Consider the following 18,163-nt stretch of genomic DNA (forward strand, 5'->3'; position numbering starts at 1 on the left):
ATAATCAACTGTACTGTTGAATCCTTAAACTCTTGACTATATTTACTTTGTCTCATTTGCAACCTTTATTCATTTATTTTATCTCAGAATCTTTTAATTCTGAGTATGAATTTATGTTACCTCTCCAAACTCAGTAATTAGAGAAGCTCATACTTTAAAAGGACTTTGTGGAAATATCGGCGCTGATTTACTCTTTGAAAAAGCAAAAGAGTTGGAATTTCATCTAAAAGAAAAAGGCTTTGATGATAAAACTAATGTTTTGATTAAATCTTTAGAAATCAATTTAAAGTATTTGATAGAAAATATAAAAAAAGTTGTAGATGTATCTTTTTCTAATAAAAATAATAAAAATTTTCTAGAAAAAAATAATGTAGATATGTTAAAAATAGATAAGCTTTTTATAGAACTTGAACAACTTTTAAACGAGCTAGATTCTAACGCACTTATAAAAGCAAATGAATTACATAATGAGCTTGAAAAGTTAGAATATTTGACTCATTTAGATAATTTTATGAATGTGGTTTCTGATTTTGATTTTGATAAAGCTAGTGAATATTTAAAACTTTTAAAAAACGAAGTTCAAAAAAATAAGAGATAAAAATAGAATAAACTAGAAATTAGTCAATGATTATATTTTAATAAAACATTACAAACTGACATATTATAAAGACTCTTTTTTTTAATCATATATACTTACAAATTATAAAATCCAATAATTAAAAGTTTTTAAATGTTCATACACCTTGATATAGATTGTTTTTTTGTTTCAGCCCATAGAACCATTGATGATAGTTTGTTTCATATTCCAGTTGCGGTTGGAGGACGAAGTAATCTTAATATTTTTTCTTCAAAAAAAGAGATTAGAAAAATATCTTCAAATAGTGGTGCATTTGTTAGTTCCATTCTTACAAATGAAGGAATGAAAAGTTTCAAAGAATATTTTGTAGATGAAAATGGGAAAATTAGAGGAATAATTACAACATCATCTTATGAAGCAAGAGCTTTTGGTGTTAAAACAGCCATGAGTGTAAATGAAGCTTTGACTTTGTGTCCACACTTAAAAATGTTAGCACCAAATTATCCCTTGTATCATGATTTATCAAATAAACTAAAAGAGCTTTTGATTAAAGAAATTCCTCTTGTAGAACAGTATTCAATAGATGAATTTTTTGGAGATGTAAGTGGTTATATTGATGAACATGAAATAGTTGAGTTTGCATATTATCTAAAAAAAAAGATATTTGATGAGTTAAAACTGCCTATTTCAATAGGAATAGCAAATACAAAATATCTTTCAAAACTAATAACAGAATATGCAAAACCAGATGGTGTAAAATATGTGAGTGTCGATAATATCACAAATTTTACAAGAGATATTCCAATCAAAGAGTTCCCAGGAATCGGAAAGGCTTTTCAAGAAAAACTTAAAGGTTATGGAATAAAAACATTAGGTGATATTAAAAAAAACCAAAAACTTTTTTATTCATGGCAAAAATCTGGAATTGATTTATATAATCGTGTTTGTGGAATACGAGATAATAAATTAACTTTTGAAAGAGAAAAAAAATCAATAGGAATAGGGCGAACATTTGATGTTATTTTTGATAGAGAGGAACTAAAAAGAAGAGTTATGATACTTTGTCGATACCTTTGTTTTTTAGTGAAAAAAGAGGGTGTAAATCCTTTGACTTATGCAATACAAATAAGATATGAATATAAAATAAAATCAAAAGATTATATAAATGTAAATAGAATTTTTAATGAAATGGATTTCAAAAATGAAATGGTAAAACTCTTTGAACAAACAGATAATCACAAAACCCATGGAATAATACAGCTAAATATCACAGTTTTAAACTTCGCAAAAATAAATGAATATACTTACAACCTTTTTGAATATGAAGCTGATACAAAAAAAAGAGCTTTGACAAATCAACTGCAAAAACTAAGAAGTAAATATGGGATTGATATTATTAAAAGTGGATTTGAGATTAAAGAATAAGTTCAAGATTTAGATAGAAAATTTATCTAAATCTTTTATATTTTGACTAAGCAATTTTTATAATATAATTTAATCCAATGTAAATACAAGCACCAAGTATCGCAGTAACTGGTAATGTAAAAATCCATGCAAGTAAAATAGTATTAATAGTCTTTTTTTGAACTCCACCATCGGGTTCTGCAACCATGGTTCCAGCAACTGCACTTGAAACAATATGTGTGGTACTAACAGGGGCATGAGCAAAGTTTGCTAATAAAATAGTTATCATTGCCATTGCTTGAGATACTGTTCCTTGCATATGATTTATTGGTTTTGAACCTATTTTTTCACCAATCGTATGAACAACTCTTTTATAACCTATCATTGTTCCAATCCCAATCATTAAAGCAACAGAAATAATAACCCAATAAGGCACATATTCAGTAGAAGTAATCATCTGTTTTCTTTGATCTGCAATATAATCTGATTTATCTTTATCTATTGATTTATAGGCTCTTTCAACCTGTTCAAAAAAATTATTGGAGCATAAAACAGCTGTGTGAATTTTCCATCTTTCCTCTTTTGGAAGTTCAGAATATGATTTTAAACCATCAATTTTTTTAGAAACTTCAAGAGTTGTTTTATATACTTGATTAACATTACACTCAGTAATTGTATTTTGAATTTTTAATGCACTAATCAGTTGTTTTTCATCCAAAAGTTTTGTAATAGTATCATTATTATCTGCATAAAATTTCGTTAAATTTGCTGCACTATCTCTTGTTTGCATGATTTTATATTGATGAGCTTCCATGTTTAAAGAATAATAAGTTGGCAAAATTCCAATAAGAATAATCATAATAAGACCTATTCCTTTTTGTCCATCATTAGAACCATGTGCAAAACTAACTCCTGCACCTGTGGCAATTATTCCAGTTCTCATCCAAAAATTAGGTTTCTTTTTTCCCTCAGTTCCTGTAGTTTTGAAAAATTTCGGATTTTTAATAAATTTTCTAGATACTTTCATAATTAAAAAAGCAAATCCAAAACCTACAAGTGGAGAAACAGCCAAGGCAATTAAAATTCCATAAACAACTTTCCAGTTTAGACTTTGAGCAAAAGTAAATCCATGTAACATTCCAAAAGCAACACTCACACCAACAAGCGAACCTATTAATGAATGTGAACTAGAAATTGGTAAACCAAAATACCATGTTCCAAAATTCCAAACAAGTGCTGAAATTAATAATGAATAAATCATTACTAAAGTTGCATTTTGATCAGTTGACACCATAATATCAAGTGGCAATAAATGTACAATTACATAAGCAACACCAATTCCACCAAGAATTACACCAATAAAATTCATAATTCCAGCCATAATAACTGAGTATCCAGCTTTCATAGAATTAGTGTAAATAATCATGGCAACAGCATTTGCTGTATCATGAAAACCGTTAATCATTTCATAAAATAATGCAATACCTAATGACAAAAGTAATAATCCAATTGTAAAGTTATCGATATTATTTAAAGCATCCCACAAAACAGACATTAATACATCCTTGAATTTTAAAGCTAAAAAGTTTGGGATTATATCCTAGTTTAACTTTTGAAACTTTATAACTAAAACTAAAGCTTTTAAAGTCTAGAATTCAATAAATTTAAAGGATATTTTATGGCATATATTTTACAAGTGGATTTTCCACATGATGGAATTTTTGGTGAAGAGTTTTCAAAAGCATTTGAGCCTTTGGCAAATGATATATCACAAGAAGCTGGTTTGATTTGGAAAATTTGGACTGAAAATAAAAATACAAAAGAAGCAGGTGGTATTTATCTATTTTCAAATGAAAATGATGCAAAAAGATATTTAGAAAAACATACACTTAGACTTGAATCATTTGGATATAAAGATATTAGAGGAAAGATTTTTAAAGTAAATGAAGCACTTAGTTTTATTACAAAGGTAGATTTTCTAAAATAAAAGGTAGTGTAAAAAAAGGGCAAAGCCCTTTTTTTAGTCAGCTAATAAAGTTCTATAAAACTCTCTATAGTTTGTGTCTTTTTCATCTCTAGCTTTCATAGCAGCTCTTGGATGTTCGTTTAATTGTCCAGTTAGCATATAAGGAATACTGTATCCCCAATCTAACTCTTTTTCAAGTGGAACAATAAACTCTTCAATAAATTTTAATACAGGCATTAATTTATATTTTGGATTTTTTAAAAATCCAATTAGAAGTTCAAGTGGACAATTTCCAGCACCTCTTCCAAATCCTGAAATTGTAACATCAAGGAAACTAGCTCCATAAATCATTGATTCCAAAGTATTTGCATAAGCTAATTGAAGATTATTATGTGCGTGAATTCCTATTTGTTTTCCACTTTCAACCGCTACTTTTAAATATTTTTCTGTTAATTTTTTGATTTGTTCAGGATAAAAAGAACCAAAACTATCAGCTATATAAATAACATCAACAGGTGTTTTTGCTAATTGTGCTAAAACTTCATCCAGTTCATCATCAAATGATTTTGAGATTGCCATAATATTTACAGTTGTTTCATAACCTTTTTCATGAGCATCTAAAATTAACTCAATAGCTGCTGGAATTTGGTGAATATATGTTGCTATTCTTATCATATCAACAACACTTTCAGATTTTGGTCTAAGTTCATCTTTTAAACATCTTCCAATATCGCTCATAACAGCAATTTTCATATTTGTTTTGTTTTCACCAACAATTCTTCTAATATCTTCTTCTTTACAGAAATTCCAAGGACCATATTCATCTTCACTCATAATTGTAGGAGATACATTTTTCCCGATTTCCATATAATCAACACCAGCAGCTAAACAAGCTTCATAATGTGCTTTTACAAAAGCATCATTAAAATGGTAATTATTTACTAATCCACCATCTCTGATTGTGCAATCAAAAACTTTGATGTCTTCTCTAACTGTTAGTATTGAACCTTTTTTTTCAATCATTATTGTTCCTTGTTCTTTCTTCTTAATAATTACTCACATAATACCTAAAAGGCACTCAAATCAATCTTTAATAAGATTTCATACTTAAAACTTCTTCTATTTTATTATAAGAATAAAACTCAAAATTCTTATTTTTTGCTTTTATTGTGTAAACAGCCATTCTATCAGCTAGTTCATTTCCCTCAACTCCTGCGTGACCTTTTACATGTTTTATTTCGATTTTATCTTTTAATCTTAAAAATAAATCATGAGCTTCTTTTATTAATTCAAGGTTTTTAATTTCTCCACCTTTTTTGCTCCAACCATTAGCTTTCCAACCAAATGCCCAAGTTGTAATACAATCAATTGCGTATTTTGAATCTGAAAAAATAGAGATAATATTTTCACTACTTGTTTGTTTGGCAATTATTAAAGCCTGATGTAAAGCATTTAATTCAGCGATATTATTTGTTCCCTCTTCTTCATAAGCTCCATAAAGTAAAACAGGATTTTTTTTGTTTGAATAAATAGCCAAGCCACTTCCCGCATTTCCAGGATTTCCTGAACATGCACCATCACAATAAATTTTTATAAACTCTTCATCATCGTTTGTTTGAGTATTTTTGATTTCGCTTTTTACTTCAGATATTTCATAGACTGATTTTGGTTTTATATTGTTAAATTCTAAAACCGTATGATAATTTTTTATAATTTGTTCTTGTGCTTTTAATGATAATTCACCTTTTAAAAGCATAAGCATATTTGCATCATTTCTTGAAACTTCTTTTTCTAAAGCTTCATTTTTCCAGTTTTCATTTTCTTGAGAATCTAACCCTAAAATCTTGAATTGTTCCTTGTTTAGTGTATTTTTATGGGAAATTAATTGGATAAAATTATTGTCTATTTTCATATTTTATTTTCTTTATATTTTTAAATTTGTTAAGAATTATACTAAAATATACTATAGCCCTTGCTTTTATTTTTTTATTCTGTTAGACTGTATGCACTAAAGATGAATTCGAGTTTCATCTGTTATTTGCCTTTTATTGATTACCCACAGCGTTAATATTACTCATTTAGACAACAAGCTCATTTTTATCTTTTTTAATAACTTCATTGAAATGAAGAATAAAAAAAGGAAATCATATGTCAATTACACATATAAAAACAAACAAAAAAATAGAAGTTTTATTAAGACTTTTAGAAAATAAAGAAAGTTTAGAGGACGCAAGTTCAAAAGCTGGATTAAATATCGAAAAAACAAGATTATTAATAAATAACAAAAAAAGTTAATTCCTAAAAAGGTTATTTTATATACAGAAATCTTATTTTTACTTGATTATAATCATTACTAATAAAATATTATTTTGGTATTATTAGAAAAAATAAAGTTATGGAGATGTTATGCTTTCAAGATTATCAATAAAACAAAAATTGATTTTAATAATGTTAATACCGCTTATTGTTGTTATATTATTAGCAGCAAAATTAGCGGTAGACTCATTTAGTTCTTCTAAAAATTTACAATCATTAGATAAAGTAGTTGTTCTTTCTATAAAAATTGGAAATTTAGTTCATGAAACACAAAAAGAAAGAGGAATGACAGCTGGATTTTTGGGTAGTAAAGGTGAAAAGTTTAGTACAGAACTTTTAACTCAAAGAGTAGTTGTTGATGATAGACTGAAAGAAGTAAATGAATTTCTAAGTACATTTGATAAAAATGCTTATAGCGAAGAATTCTTAGAAAATCTAAACAATGGTCTTAAAAAACTTCAAGATTTACCAAATATTAGAAGTGGAGTTACGGCTTTTAGTATAAATGCTGCTGTTGCTATTGATTACTATACAGATACAAATAAATTGTTATTAAATGTAATCGCAACTATCACAAAATTATCAAATAGTAGTGCTAAAGTATCTCAAGAATTAGTATCTTATATGAACTTTTTATTGTCAAAAGAGAGAGCTGGAATCGAAAGAGCAGTTGGAACTAATACTTTTGCAAAAAATAGTTTTGGAGAGGGAATGAAAGCTAAGTTTTATACCTTAGTTGCTGAACAAAATGCATATATGGATTCATTTTTGAAAGTAAGTAGTTTAACTATGGCTGATTTTTACAAAAAAACTTTTCAAGCTGATTCTATAAATGAAGTTGAAAAAATGAGAAAAATTGCATTATATAGTGATCTTGACTCAAATTTTAATATTGATGCAAATGTTTGGTTCAAACAAATAACTGAAAAAATCAATATTTTAAAGAAAATCGAAGATTATATTTCACAAAGTTTATCAGATACAATTGGTGCTGAAATGCATAATGCTAGTCAAAATATGATTATCTTTGGATTATTAAGTGCTTTTGGTGTGGCTTTAACAATGATTTTAGCAAGAACAATTGCTTTTACAATTTTAATTGATGTTGATTCTGTAAAAAAAGGTGTTGAAAACTTCTTTGCATTTATAAATTTTGAAAAAGATGATATTGAACTTATTAATGTTAAATCTAATGATGAATTAGGAATGATGTCAAAAATCATAAATAAAAACATTGAAGATACAAAAATGAATATTCAAAAAGATAGAGCTTTAATAGCTGATACAATTAGAGTTACAAATGAAATTAATAAAGGTCATTTAGACTGTAAAATTGAACTTGACTCAAATAACCCTTCTTTAAATGAACTAAAAAATATTATAAATGAAATGTTAGGAACATTAAATAGTAATATTTCAAATATTTTAAATGTTTTAACTTCATATTCAAAACTAGATTTCAGATCAAATATAGCTCCAAATAATCTTGAAGGTATTATAAAAGAGTTAGAAAAAGATGTGAATATTTTAGGCGAAGTTATTACTCAAACTTTAATGGAAAATAAAAAAACAGGTATTGTATTAAGTAATAATGCAAATACTTTAACTCAAAATATGCAAGGAATTGCAAGTGCTGCAAATTCACAAGCAGCATCTTTAGAAGAAACAGCGGCATCTTTAGAAGAGATAACTGCAAATATTACAAACAATACTCAAACAGCTATAAAAATGGCAAGTTTTGGAAATAAAGTTAAAGAATCAATTACTTTAGGTCAAGATTTAGCAAATAAAACAGCTTTATCTATGGAAGATATAAATTCTCAAACATCAGCTATTAATGAAGCAATTACAATTATTGACCAAATTGCATTTCAAACAAATATTCTTTCTTTAAATGCAGCCGTAGAAGCAGCAACTGCTGGTGAAGCTGGAAAAGGATTTGCCGTTGTTGCAGGAGAAGTAAGAACACTTGCAAGCAGAAGTGCGGAAGCTGCTAAACAAATAAAAAGCTTAGTTGAAAATGCCCAAAGAAAAACGCAAGAGGGTAAAGATATTGCTTCAAATATGATAAAAGGTTATACAGAACTAAATGAAAATATTAGTATCACTTTAGATTTAATTCAAAATGTTACGACTGCTAGTAAAGAGCAATCAACAGGAATGATTCAAATAAATGATGCAGTTAATAATCTAGATCAAATAACTCAACAAAATGCACAAAATGCTTCACAAGCTAATGAAATAGCTCAAAGAACACTAGACATATCAAATACAATCATTACTCAAGCAGATGCAAAAGAGTTTAATGGGAAAAATTCTTTTTAGGATTTAACAAGAAGTAAAAGAGTTAATCTCTTTTACTTCTTCTTTCTTATTCTTCTTTGTGTCTTCTTCCATTAAAAGTTAAAACTGTATCTAGTTTTATTTGCTCTTTTGTTTTTAAAATCAAATATTCAAAACCATCAATTACACTCATAGTTTCTATCAAACCTTTTAGAGTCTTTTTTTCATCATTTTCTAAATAAACAATAGTTGAGGGAATATTTCTTTTCATTGCTACATTTAGCTGGTCAAAAAATTCACATGAAATTGGAGTGTACATATTTAGGTTTTCCTTTATGGTATATAACTTTTTCTACTTTTTATAAAAGAAGTTGTATAAAAAATTTCTCTTAAAAATAAAAATAAAGAGATAATTAAACAAAGCATCGCACAAATGAAAAGCAAAACTATAAAAAAAGAGTCTTTAAACTCAAAAATAGCACTTAAAAACATAGTTACAATAACTAATGCAATTAATAAACCAGTACTTGTACAAAAAAGTATAGCAAGGTTTGTATTTCTCATTCTCATTGTAAGAAATTTTCTTCTTAGTTTAAGTTTTAAAACATCTTCATCTTTTTTATGGGTAAGTTGGTGTTCGTCTTCGTATTTATCTAATTTATCAACTTTATCAATAATTCTTGAAAGTCTTCCTGTGAAAACATTTAATAATCCTGCAACGCCTGCTAGTAAAAATACAGGTGCAACAGAGAGTTGAATTAGTTGAGAAACGCTATTTACACTATTTGCTTCTATCATTGTTAACATTATATTTTCTTCTTTATTTTATCTCATCAATAATTTCTAATAATTGCTCTTGAGTTTCTTGTGCAAGTTCAATTAAATCAGGATTTATATCATCAACTAACTGAACTAAAGAGTTCATAGCTATAAATGTTTCGCCATCTTGTGAATAAACAGAGATTTTACAAGGCATAATAATCGAAAGTGACATATCTTCACTTAAGAATTTTTCTGCAATTATTGGGTTACAAATATCAACAATTTGACACTCATTTTTAAAATCTATACCTTTTGATTTTAAAGTTTCTTGTACATTGTGAATATGTTGAATTCCAAATTTATATTTTGACGATACTTCTTTTAAACAATTAATAACTTCTTGAACACTTTTTTTAGTTACTTCCATATATTGCATATTATTTCCCTTTTTTATGTATAAATTCTTTTTGATTATAACTAATTAATTTTTAAATCTATTTCTTTTGCTTTAACTTCATTTTTACCGATAAACTCTTTTTCGTTTGCAGTTGAAACAATAAGTTTTGCAATTTCATCTGTTGTAACTGCCACATCATGAGTTTGTGATGCAACAGCTGCATTTTGTTGAGTTTGTTGATCAAGGTTGTTTATTGCATCATTGATTTGTTCAATTCCTGTAAGTTGTTCTTTACTTGACATCTCAATATCAGATATTAGATTTATTGTATTTGTAATGTTTTGATTTAATTCTTTATAACCAGTAATCATATTATTTGCAATTTCTTTACCTTGATTCGCTTTAGAAGTGGCATTTCCTACTATATTTTTTATCTCTTTGGCTGCTTCTGCACTTCTACTTGCAAGATTTCGCACCTCTGCTGCAACAACAGCAAATCCTCGTCCAGCTTCTCCAGCAGTTGCTGCTTCAACAGCTGCATTTAATGAAAGAATATTTGTTTGAAATGCTATTTGGTCTATTACGCTAATTGCTTCATTTATAGAATTAACTTGAATATTTATCTCTTCCATAGCAACTGTTGTTTGATTTGCTAAATTTTCTCCATCTTTTGCAGATTTTGTAACACTGTTTGAATAAGTTGCCATTTTTTGGATATTTTGTGTATTGTTTCTAATGTTTGAGGTTATCTCTTCTAAAGCTGCTGCTGTTTCTTCAAGTGATGCTGCCGCTTCATTTGAACTAACATTTAATTTATCTACATTCGCTAAAAGTAAATCTGAACCTTTATCAAGTGTCAATCCATTTGATTTATTTTCAACTAACATCTCATTTACAACATTTGCAAGGTTATTAAGTCCTACTGATACTTCTCCTAAATTATTTCCCGTAACTCTGTGTCTAAAGTCTAATTTTTGATAAGATGATAAAGCCTCTGAAATTTTATTTAAATCCCCATCAACTTTTGTAGATACAACTTGAAATAAGTCATTAACTCCATTTTTAAGTTCTTCTATTCCTTCATTTTTAGTTGATTCACTTATCGTTTGATTCATAATTCCTGTTTTTGCAAGGTTAATAGCTTTTTTAACAGCATCAATTACTTTTTTAGCCTCTGTTATATCTTGAGCAAATTTAACAACACGAGTTACTTTTCCATTTTTGTTTTTTACAGGAGTATATGAAGCTTGAATCCAAACTGAACTACCATTTTTATGAATTCTTTCAAACTCATTTATTTGAGATTTTCCATTTGCTAAATTATTCCAAAAATCAGCGTATTCTTTTGTGCTTGTATATGTTTTATTACAAAACATACTATGATGATTACCTACCGCTTCATTTTGTTTATAACCTAATACATTTAAGAAATTATCATTTGCATGTAATATAGTACCATCTGGTTTGAATGATATAATTGCAAAGTTTTCTTCCATCGCAGTTAATCTTGCAGCATCTTCTTCCGTTTTCCCTAAATTAAACATAGTAATATTCCTCTTTTTTATTATTTATTATCTTATCACATATAATATATATTTGTTTAAACTATATCTTAAAGTAAAGTATATTTGTAGTCTTTTATTGTTTGTTCGTATGAAAGCAGTAGAAAATTATGATTCAAAAAATTTGAATCATAATTAAAATATTTTATTTATAAAATGCTAGTTTTTTCACTTCAAGTTTATCAAACATAGTAAGTATATTTTTGTAATCTTGTTTAAAAGTTCTGTTTATTAAAAACTCTTTTCCTTCTAAAATATTTACAGCTTTTTGAATTTTTTCTTCACCATAAACATTAAAAAGTGCCTCTTCATAATCTTCCCAATTTAACTCATCATTTTGCATTCTAATAAGTTGTGCTACAAGATGACCAAGGCTATTATTTGAAAATTCTAAGATTTGTAAAGCATCATCATACTCTTCTAAAAGTAAAAGCATTTGAGCTTTGAAATCTTGCATTGTAAAGTTTTCTTCAAAAATAACTCCAATATAAAGTTGCATATTTAAAGAATCATCTAAACTATCAACCGTATCTAAAATGTCGTTTATATCGTATTTTTCAAAGTTTAAAACCATATCTCGGATTAGTTTTCCATTGTTTTTATTGTTATAAATCATGTCATCTATTGGATAAACTTCTGAAAAACCTGGGATTATCATTTGACATGAATAAAAACCTAAATATGTATATTCTCTTAAATACATCTCTTTATCTTGAGCAGCTAAAATATCTAATAAATAAGCATATTCATCAGCACTTCCATTTCCAGCATAATTCCAAGGTGCGTATTCATAACTTTTTTTAGCACTTAAAAAAGGAAAACCAATTTTTCCATTTGAGTCTATAAAGTGAGCTTCGATATTAAAACTATCACTTACTAAATCCATATCAAAAGTAGGGATTTCAAAGGCATCAAGGTTTGTTAAATCTCTTCCTTGCATAAGTTCTGTCATTGTTCGCTCTAAGCTTACTTCCAAAATAGGGTGCGCACCAAAAGATACAAACAGTGTTGAGTTCTTTGGATTTATAAAAGATATTGCAGTTACAGGAAAAACTCCGCCTAAACTTGAATCTAAAACTTCTACTATATATCCCATTTCTCTTAAAGCTATTAAATCCTCATAAACTTTAGGAAACGATTTTACGATTTCGTCTGGAAACTTTGGAAGGCTAAGACCTTCTTTTATTATTTTGATTTTTACATATCTTTCAAATATCTCACTTAAAGCTTGAACTTTTGCTTCATCTGCTGTGTTTCCAGTTGCAAGTCCGTTGCTTACAAAAAGATTGCTAAGAATATTTATTGGAATATATGTTTTTTCATTTGTTGTTTGATTTATAAAAGGAAGTGCTACTATTTTGTCCATATAATCGCTATTAAAATCAACTAAATCTTTTGCTTCTAATTCACCGTTTGGATTATAGATTTTTTTAAGTTTTGCATTTAAATAATCTCCATCAAAATCAAAAGCAATTTCATCGGGAAAGTATTTTCTGTTTGGTGTATAAAAATCAATAAATACATTGTTTGTTTGTAATCTTTCGATATATTCACCATAAGCGCTGGCAATAGAGGCATCTGAAATGATACCTTTTCCATTTGTATAAATATGATTTGGAGCTTCTGTTGAAGCTAGATTTACAGAAAAACAGTTTTTTAAAGGATGTTTTTCTTGTGAAAAAGTAGTTTCTATTCCTACATCTACTAAAACAGCTTTTAGTTTATTGATTGATTCTTCAAGTGAAGAGTTTTTTGATAATAAATTCATTTGATTATTTTTTCTCGATTCATATTAATTTTTTCTGTATAAAGGTTTAGATTATAGCTAAAAAAAATTATATTCTAAGAATAGGGCGTAATTATTGGCTACAATACGAAATCAATGTAAAAAAAATATAAAGGTTTATAAATGGCAAAAGGTAAAAAAACAATAATCAAAGAAATCAAAAAAATAGATGATGAAATATTATTAATAAACGGAAAAGAGTATGTAATTGTTGAAGACACAGAAAATATCGAAACAGCAACAACAATGAAAATTTCATCAAATGGAAATAGAATTTTAAGATTTGAAGATGAAAAGAAAAAAGCAACAATTGATGTAAAAAGAGATATTGATATAGTTAAATATTCATTTGTAGATGCAAGTAATGCCAAAAAATTTGCAAAAGGTTATGACAAAACAGTAATCACAAAAGATGATAAAAGAGAAGAAATAGGAAATGCAAGTTCATTTAAAAAAGCTAGAAAAATCATAAATACATATATCTCAAAAGATGGTGTAAATTTTGACCCAAAAAATGGAAAAACAACATTTTATGTGACGGAAGAGGCGTAAAAATTTTAAAGGGATTTTCTATAAAATCCCTAGCTCTTTACTCATATCAACTATTAGTTTTGAAAATGGTTGTTTTGATAAATCTTCATTTTCATCTATGAGATTAAAAATATCTTTTTTGATTTGCTGAAATGGAATACCAGTTAAATTTTCTAACTCTTTGAGCCTACTTTCTGGGTAGAATTCAGCTTTTTGTATCATGTCAAAAACTATATCTTTGTGGGCTTTATATCGAGGATTTAGTTTGAAAATCTCGATATATTTGTCGTACATATCTGAATAATTTTCTTTTAAATTTATATCTATATCATCTTTTGATTTTATATATAAATTTTTGCAAGAATCATCTAAAAGTAGTTTGAATTTTACTTTTTGGTGGAAATCAAATTTTTCATCATTGGGTTTTAAACATTTTTCTATTTTAAATTTACCAACTCTGCTATCATGAATAAAAGTATTTTTTGTTCCTTTTACTTTTGAAGAATTACAAGTAGGACAAGATGGTATTAGATTATAAAATGATAATGCTAAATATGGATAAGTATCTTTATCATAAAAATGGTCTAATTGAAAAGTAGATACTAAATCTTTTTTCTCTTTTTCAAAGTTTGTAATAAAATCTTTATTGCAATAAAAACAAGTTCTAAAAGAGAAATTTTTAGTAAAAAATGGAGTTAATACTTTTCCTTGAAATTTATTTGTATATTTAAATAAATTTTGTACGATTATTATTAATTCTTCTTTTTTCTTTTTTGTAAGTGAATTAATTCTTTTTTCTATTGTTTCGATTATTAAATGTATTTCATTTTCTTTAGCATAAAGAATATCCTCAAATTTATAATTTCTAAATACTTTTTTAAATGAGTTATTGTTAACTTTGTATCTATTAAATCTTATTTCAATATCTTCATTTGGTTTTTCAAATTTTGTAATAATCTTCAAATCATTTAAGTATTCTTTTTCAATATTAAAATCTTTCTTTATTAAATAGTTTGAATAATTTAAATTAGTCATTTAAACTCTTTTGTAAGTCTTGTAATCTTTTTATTTCATTGTTTAAAAACTCTTTTTTACCATAAAATAAAATTTCTAATTCATCAAGATAGTTTTTAATTACAGTTTTTAAAAATGGTTCACCAATTATTTTTTGAATATTCTCAAAATATTTTTTATTTTTTTTAAACTCATCTTTTTTTGATTCAAAATTAGAATCTTCTTTTTTTAAATTTTTATTTGTATCATAAAAATCTTTAATCTCATTGATTTTACTTTTAGCAAACTCACCCATAAGCCCATCAGTCATAAAAAATCCATCTGCAAGTAAAGTATGAATATTTGCACCAAAGGTTTTGAGTTCTATATGTTTACTTACATTTATACAATTTCCATTTTCTAAACCTTTGATGTCTAATTTTGGATATTTTATCTTTGTTTCTTTTTTATCAAATTTATCCAAAAATATTACATTTTCTTTTGGAATATCTGAAAGAATAAATGGGGAATGTGTAGCACACACAATATTAAAAATTTTAAACTCATCTTTAAAGTAATCAGTTAATACTTTTAATAATAAAGAAATATAATCTTTTTGCCATTTTGGATGTAATCCAATTTCAATTTCATCTAAAAATAAATTGATTGAACTATATTTATTTGTTTTTTTTATTTTTAAAAGTTGATATAAAATTGTGTAGATAAATCTTATTAAAATTTTTTGTCCATAACTTAAAAAATCTAAATCTATCTTTTTTTCATCATAAAACTTTATATCAATCCAAGCGGGTAAATATTCTAAAATTTCTTTATATTTTTGAATATTATAGTTATTTCCCTGACTAAATTCAAAAATATAAGAATCATCTTTTTTAAAAATAAAATCTCTAAATTTAAAACTATCTTCAATTTTTTCATTTGATATATTTCTAAATAATGATGTATAAGTATTAACATCTAAAATTTTTATAATTTCTTGATAATTATTTTCCCAATCGTAATTTAGAATATATTTTTTTAGTTCTTCATCATTTAAAATATCTCCTTTTATTTCCAAAATATTATAAATTTTTTTTATCAAATATAGATTATTTAAAAGTATTAAATCATATTTTGTGTATTTTGATTGAGATTTATCTATTAATTGTTTATCTTTTTTAAATAAATATGTATAGTTTTCTTTTCTTATACTTTCCACTTGAACATCATTTTCATTGTAGTTCGGTAATCCCTCATAAATTTTATCTGTATTTATAAATAGACTAAATTCTATCGGAATAAAAAAGCTCTCAATATTTTGTATTGTTTGATTATTTTGTATTGTAAATTTTAATATAGTTCTATTTTGCAAATAATTTAAGTTTGATATATCAATTTGCCCAAATTTTTTATCAGGGATTAAATGTATAGGTGTATTATAGCTATCAACTTTGTGATATAAATCATTAAAATTTACTTGATTATTTTTGGGATAATCTAAAGAATAATTGAAATTCATAGTAAAAGTATCTAAATTTTCATTAGATAATTCTTCAAATTCGTTATTAGGTTTTTTCATATTAATGGTTTTATAGTAATACATGTCATTTTTAAAAAATATCATATATACTTTACTTTCTGAATTTACACTTTTATTTATTGCCGTAAGCAAAGTAATAATAATTTCAAAAACATTACTTTTACCCGTTCCATTCTCTCCAACAATAGCAGTAACATTGATATTTTCACCAAAAAAGTTTTCTAAATATTCATTATCTTTACACTCTTTTTTCTTTTTATCACATATCGTTAAATTGCCATCTTTGTATTCACACTCAAACCTAGGCGAAAAATTAAACCCCTGATTCTTAATATTCTTATATTCTTCAACCCACAAATAAACTAATTCCATAAAAAACCTTGATTATTATTTGGATAAATTATATCAATAAAAGATAAGAAAATAATTATTCTAAACTTTAAATTTCACTTCAAAATTCTTTTTACTCATTTAATCCAATTATTTATGCTATAATCCAGCAATTTCAGCATACATATCGGTCTATGCCTGACTTCGTTTTTGTAGTCAAATTACAACTCAACTAAACTCAAATTATATAACCTAGATCGTAACTCAAGTTTACAACTTTTGATAGGTTCATAACAAAACAAGGTACTTATGTCATTTTCAAATTTAGGATTATGTGCGGAACTTCTTCGTGCAATCAAAGAAGAGGGTTATACAACTCCAACTCCAATCCAAGCAAAATCAATCCCAGTGATTTTATCAAAAAAAGATGTACTAGCAGGTGCTCAAACGGGTACTGGAAAAACGGCTGGATTTACACTTCCATTATTACAAAGATTAAAAACTGCTTATAATAAAGATAAAAAATCTCATGTTAGAGCACTTATTTTAACTCCTACAAGAGAACTTGCAGCTCAAGTTGCACAAAGTGTTGAAACTTATGGGAAATATCTTCCTTTTAAATCAGCTGTTATTTTTGGTGGAGTTGGAATAAATCCACAAATTTCACTTTTAAAAAAAGGCGTTGATATTGTTATTGCAACTCCTGGAAGACTTCTTGATTTAGTTTCTCAAAACTGTTTAGATTTAACAAAAGTAGAATTTTTCATCTTAGATGAAGCAGATAGAATGCTTGATATGGGATTTATAAACGATATTAAAAAAGTTCTAGCAATTTTGCCAAAAGAGAGACAAAATCTTCTTTTTTCAGCAACTTTTTCAGATGATATCAAAAAATTAGCAGATGGTTTATTAAATTCACCTGTTTTAATTGAAGCAACAACTGCAAATAGTACTTCTCATAAAGTTGAACAAACAGTTCATCATGTTGATAGAGAAAGAAAAAAAGAGCTTTTATTACATCTTGTAAATAAAAACAACTGGAAACAAGTTTTAGTTTTTACAAGAACAAAACATGGTGCAAATAAACTAAGTGAAGCACTTGTAAAAGATGGAATCACATCATCTGCAATTCATGGAAATAAATCTCAAGGTGCAAGAACAAAAGCCTTAGATGATTTTAAATCTGGAAATGTAAGAGTTCTTGTGGCAACTGATATTGCAGCGCGTGGAATTGACATTGACAATCTTCCACATGTTATAAACTTTGAATTACCAAATATCGCAGAAGATTATGTGCATAGAATCGGAAGAACTGGACGAGCTGGAAATACAGGTGAAGCTATATCTTTGGTTTGTGTTGATGAACATGATTATTTGTTTGGAATTGAAAAATTAATCAAACAAAAAATCAGAAAAATTGAAACACTTGGATTTAAAGTTGATCCAAATATCAAAGCAGAACCAATTCAAAATAGAAGCAACAGAGGAAATAGTTCGAACCAAAATAGAACTGCAAAACCAAAAGAAGATTCAAGAAAATCTTTTGGAAGAAAAAAAGAAGAAGGTTCATCTTCAAAACCAAAAAGTAATAACAACAATAGATTTGCTTCTAAAAAAAGTGATTCATCATCTAGCGTAACAAAAAATAGAAGAACAAACTCAGGTTTTAAAAATAACTAATTAGTTTAAAATATTTAAGTAAGGTAGTATTTTATA

17 protein-coding genes are annotated in these 18,163 nt (G+C 26.5%); 7 read left to right on the forward strand and 10 right to left on the reverse strand.

Annotated features, from left to right (window positions below):
- Window positions 1-136 precede the first annotated feature (136 nt).
- Both B0174_RS09680 and B0174_RS09685 read left to right on the forward strand, forming a co-directional pair.
- Window positions 137-598 (forward strand): Hpt domain-containing protein, encoded by a 462-nt coding sequence (locus B0174_RS09680; protein ID WP_228156449.1) that lies wholly within the window; start codon window positions 137-139, stop codon window positions 596-598.
- A 132-nt stretch (window positions 599-730) separates the two neighbouring features.
- Window positions 731-2,002: a Y-family DNA polymerase gene (locus B0174_RS09685; protein WP_108560147.1), complete on the forward strand. Its 1,272-nt coding sequence runs from the start codon at window positions 731-733 to the stop codon at window positions 2,000-2,002.
- A 46-nt stretch (window positions 2,003-2,048) separates the two neighbouring features.
- Here the strand turns inward: B0174_RS09685 and B0174_RS09690 are convergent, their stop codons facing one another.
- The gene (locus B0174_RS09690) at window positions 2,049-3,536 is read right to left on the reverse strand and encodes an inorganic phosphate transporter (protein ID WP_108560149.1); all 1,488 of its coding nucleotides are present in this window, start codon (window positions 3,534-3,536) and stop codon (window positions 2,049-2,051) included.
- Window positions 3,537-3,659: 123 nt separating this feature from the next.
- Here B0174_RS09690 and B0174_RS09695 point away from each other — a divergent pair, with 123 nt between their 5' ends.
- Window positions 3,660-3,968: a monooxygenase gene (locus tag B0174_RS09695; protein WP_108560151.1), complete on the forward strand. Its 309-nt coding sequence runs from the start codon at window positions 3,660-3,662 to the stop codon at window positions 3,966-3,968.
- A 33-nt stretch (window positions 3,969-4,001) separates the two neighbouring features.
- Here the strand turns inward: B0174_RS09695 and B0174_RS09700 are convergent, their stop codons facing one another.
- Together B0174_RS09700 and B0174_RS09705 are read right to left on the reverse strand one after the other, a co-directional pair.
- Complete coding sequence (locus B0174_RS09700) at window positions 4,002-4,970, reverse strand: aldolase catalytic domain-containing protein (protein WP_108560153.1); 969 nt, start codon at window positions 4,968-4,970, stop codon at window positions 4,002-4,004.
- A 67-nt stretch (window positions 4,971-5,037) separates the two neighbouring features.
- Window positions 5,038-5,859 (reverse strand): ribonuclease HI, encoded by an 822-nt coding sequence (locus B0174_RS09705; RefSeq protein WP_108560156.1) that lies wholly within the window; start codon window positions 5,857-5,859, stop codon window positions 5,038-5,040.
- 236 nt (window positions 5,860-6,095) lie between these two features.
- Here B0174_RS09705 and B0174_RS12210 point away from each other — a divergent pair, with 236 nt between their 5' ends.
- Both B0174_RS12210 and B0174_RS09710 read left to right on the forward strand, forming a co-directional pair.
- Window positions 6,096-6,242 (forward strand): hypothetical protein, encoded by a 147-nt coding sequence (locus tag B0174_RS12210; protein WP_165790414.1) that lies wholly within the window; start codon window positions 6,096-6,098, stop codon window positions 6,240-6,242.
- 111 nt (window positions 6,243-6,353) lie between these two features.
- The gene (locus tag B0174_RS09710; protein ID WP_108560158.1) at window positions 6,354-8,588 is read left to right on the forward strand and encodes a methyl-accepting chemotaxis protein; all 2,235 of its coding nucleotides are present in this window, start codon (window positions 6,354-6,356) and stop codon (window positions 8,586-8,588) included.
- Window positions 8,589-8,634: 46 nt separating this feature from the next.
- Here B0174_RS09710 and B0174_RS09715 read toward each other — a convergent pair whose 3' ends face one another.
- The 5 genes from B0174_RS09715 to B0174_RS09735 all read right to left on the reverse strand — a co-directional run bounded on the left by B0174_RS09715 (window position 8,635) and on the right by B0174_RS09735 (window position 13,035).
- A complete protein-coding gene (locus B0174_RS09715) occupies window positions 8,635-8,865 on the reverse strand; it encodes a transcriptional antiterminator Rof (protein ID WP_108560160.1) in 231 nt (76 codons plus the stop codon).
- A 14-nt stretch (window positions 8,866-8,879) separates the two neighbouring features.
- Entirely contained in the window at window positions 8,880-9,353 is a 474-nt protein-coding gene (locus tag B0174_RS09720; RefSeq protein ID WP_108560162.1) for a DUF2721 domain-containing protein, read from the reverse strand.
- A 13-nt stretch (window positions 9,354-9,366) separates the two neighbouring features.
- Window positions 9,367-9,744 (reverse strand): DUF302 domain-containing protein, encoded by a 378-nt coding sequence (locus B0174_RS09725; RefSeq protein WP_108560164.1) that lies wholly within the window; start codon window positions 9,742-9,744, stop codon window positions 9,367-9,369.
- 41 nt (window positions 9,745-9,785) lie between these two features.
- Window positions 9,786-11,249, reverse strand: a complete 1,464-nt coding sequence (locus B0174_RS09730) for a methyl-accepting chemotaxis protein (RefSeq protein ID WP_108560166.1) — start codon at window positions 11,247-11,249, stop codon at window positions 9,786-9,788.
- Between the two features lie 163 nt (window positions 11,250-11,412).
- Entirely contained in the window at window positions 11,413-13,035 is a 1,623-nt protein-coding gene (locus B0174_RS09735) for a YcaO-like family protein (protein WP_108560168.1), read from the reverse strand.
- Window positions 13,036-13,176: 141 nt separating this feature from the next.
- On the opposite strand from B0174_RS09735, the gene B0174_RS09740 reads away from it, so the two are divergent.
- Complete coding sequence (locus B0174_RS09740; protein WP_108560170.1) at window positions 13,177-13,605, forward strand: hypothetical protein; 429 nt, start codon at window positions 13,177-13,179, stop codon at window positions 13,603-13,605.
- An 18-nt stretch (window positions 13,606-13,623) separates the two neighbouring features.
- Here B0174_RS09740 and B0174_RS09745 read toward each other — a convergent pair whose 3' ends face one another.
- A complete protein-coding gene (locus B0174_RS09745; protein WP_108560172.1) occupies window positions 13,624-14,619 on the reverse strand; it encodes a hypothetical protein in 996 nt (331 codons plus the stop codon).
- On the reverse strand, window positions 14,612-16,489 hold the full coding sequence (locus tag B0174_RS09750) for an AAA family ATPase (protein ID WP_108560174.1): 1,878 nt from the start codon (window positions 16,487-16,489) through the stop codon (window positions 14,612-14,614). Before B0174_RS09750 ends, B0174_RS09745 begins: the two co-directional genes overlap by 8 nt.
- A 267-nt stretch (window positions 16,490-16,756) precedes the next feature.
- Between B0174_RS09750 and B0174_RS09755 the strand changes: the two genes are divergently transcribed.
- A complete protein-coding gene (locus tag B0174_RS09755; protein WP_108560176.1) occupies window positions 16,757-18,127 on the forward strand; it encodes a DEAD/DEAH box helicase in 1,371 nt (456 codons plus the stop codon).
- Window positions 18,128-18,163 lie beyond the last annotated feature (36 nt).

It is taken from the genome of Arcobacter caeni, from assembly GCF_003063245.1.
In the GTDB taxonomy this organism is placed as follows: Bacteria; Campylobacterota; Campylobacteria; order Campylobacterales; family Arcobacteraceae; genus Aliarcobacter; species Aliarcobacter caeni.

Excerpts from the sequence above, each read along its gene's own strand:
- B0174_RS09685 (WP_108560147.1), top strand. The coding sequence starts at position 731 with ATGTTCATACACCTTGATATAGATTGTTTTTTTGTTTCAGCCCATAGA.
- B0174_RS09690 (WP_108560149.1), bottom strand. The coding sequence starts at position 3,536 with ATGTCTGTTTTGTGGGATGCTTTAAATAATATCGATAACTTTACAATT.
- B0174_RS09695 (WP_108560151.1), top strand. The coding sequence starts at position 3,660 with ATGGCATATATTTTACAAGTGGATTTTCCACATGATGGAATTTTTGGT.
- B0174_RS09700 (WP_108560153.1), bottom strand. The coding sequence starts at position 4,970 with ATGATTGAAAAAAAAGGTTCAATACTAACAGTTAGAGAAGACATCAAA.
- B0174_RS09705 (WP_108560156.1), bottom strand. The coding sequence starts at position 5,859 with ATGAAAATAGACAATAATTTTATCCAATTAATTTCCCATAAAAATACA.
- B0174_RS12210 (WP_165790414.1), top strand. The coding sequence starts at position 6,096 with ATGTCAATTACACATATAAAAACAAACAAAAAAATAGAAGTTTTATTA.
- B0174_RS09710 (WP_108560158.1), top strand. The coding sequence starts at position 6,354 with ATGCTTTCAAGATTATCAATAAAACAAAAATTGATTTTAATAATGTTA.
- B0174_RS09715 (WP_108560160.1), bottom strand. The coding sequence starts at position 8,865 with ATGTACACTCCAATTTCATGTGAATTTTTTGACCAGCTAAATGTAGCA.
- B0174_RS09720 (WP_108560162.1), bottom strand. The coding sequence starts at position 9,353 with ATGTTAACAATGATAGAAGCAAATAGTGTAAATAGCGTTTCTCAACTA.
- B0174_RS09725 (WP_108560164.1), bottom strand. The coding sequence starts at position 9,744 with ATGCAATATATGGAAGTAACTAAAAAAAGTGTTCAAGAAGTTATTAAT.
- B0174_RS09730 (WP_108560166.1), bottom strand. The coding sequence starts at position 11,249 with ATGTTTAATTTAGGGAAAACGGAAGAAGATGCTGCAAGATTAACTGCG.
- B0174_RS09735 (WP_108560168.1), bottom strand. The coding sequence starts at position 13,035 with ATGAATTTATTATCAAAAAACTCTTCACTTGAAGAATCAATCAATAAA.
- B0174_RS09740 (WP_108560170.1), top strand. The coding sequence starts at position 13,177 with ATGGCAAAAGGTAAAAAAACAATAATCAAAGAAATCAAAAAAATAGAT.
- B0174_RS09745 (WP_108560172.1), bottom strand. The coding sequence starts at position 14,619 with ATGACTAATTTAAATTATTCAAACTATTTAATAAAGAAAGATTTTAAT.
- B0174_RS09750 (WP_108560174.1), bottom strand. The coding sequence starts at position 16,489 with ATGGAATTAGTTTATTTGTGGGTTGAAGAATATAAGAATATTAAGAAT.
- B0174_RS09755 (WP_108560176.1), top strand. The coding sequence starts at position 16,757 with ATGTCATTTTCAAATTTAGGATTATGTGCGGAACTTCTTCGTGCAATC.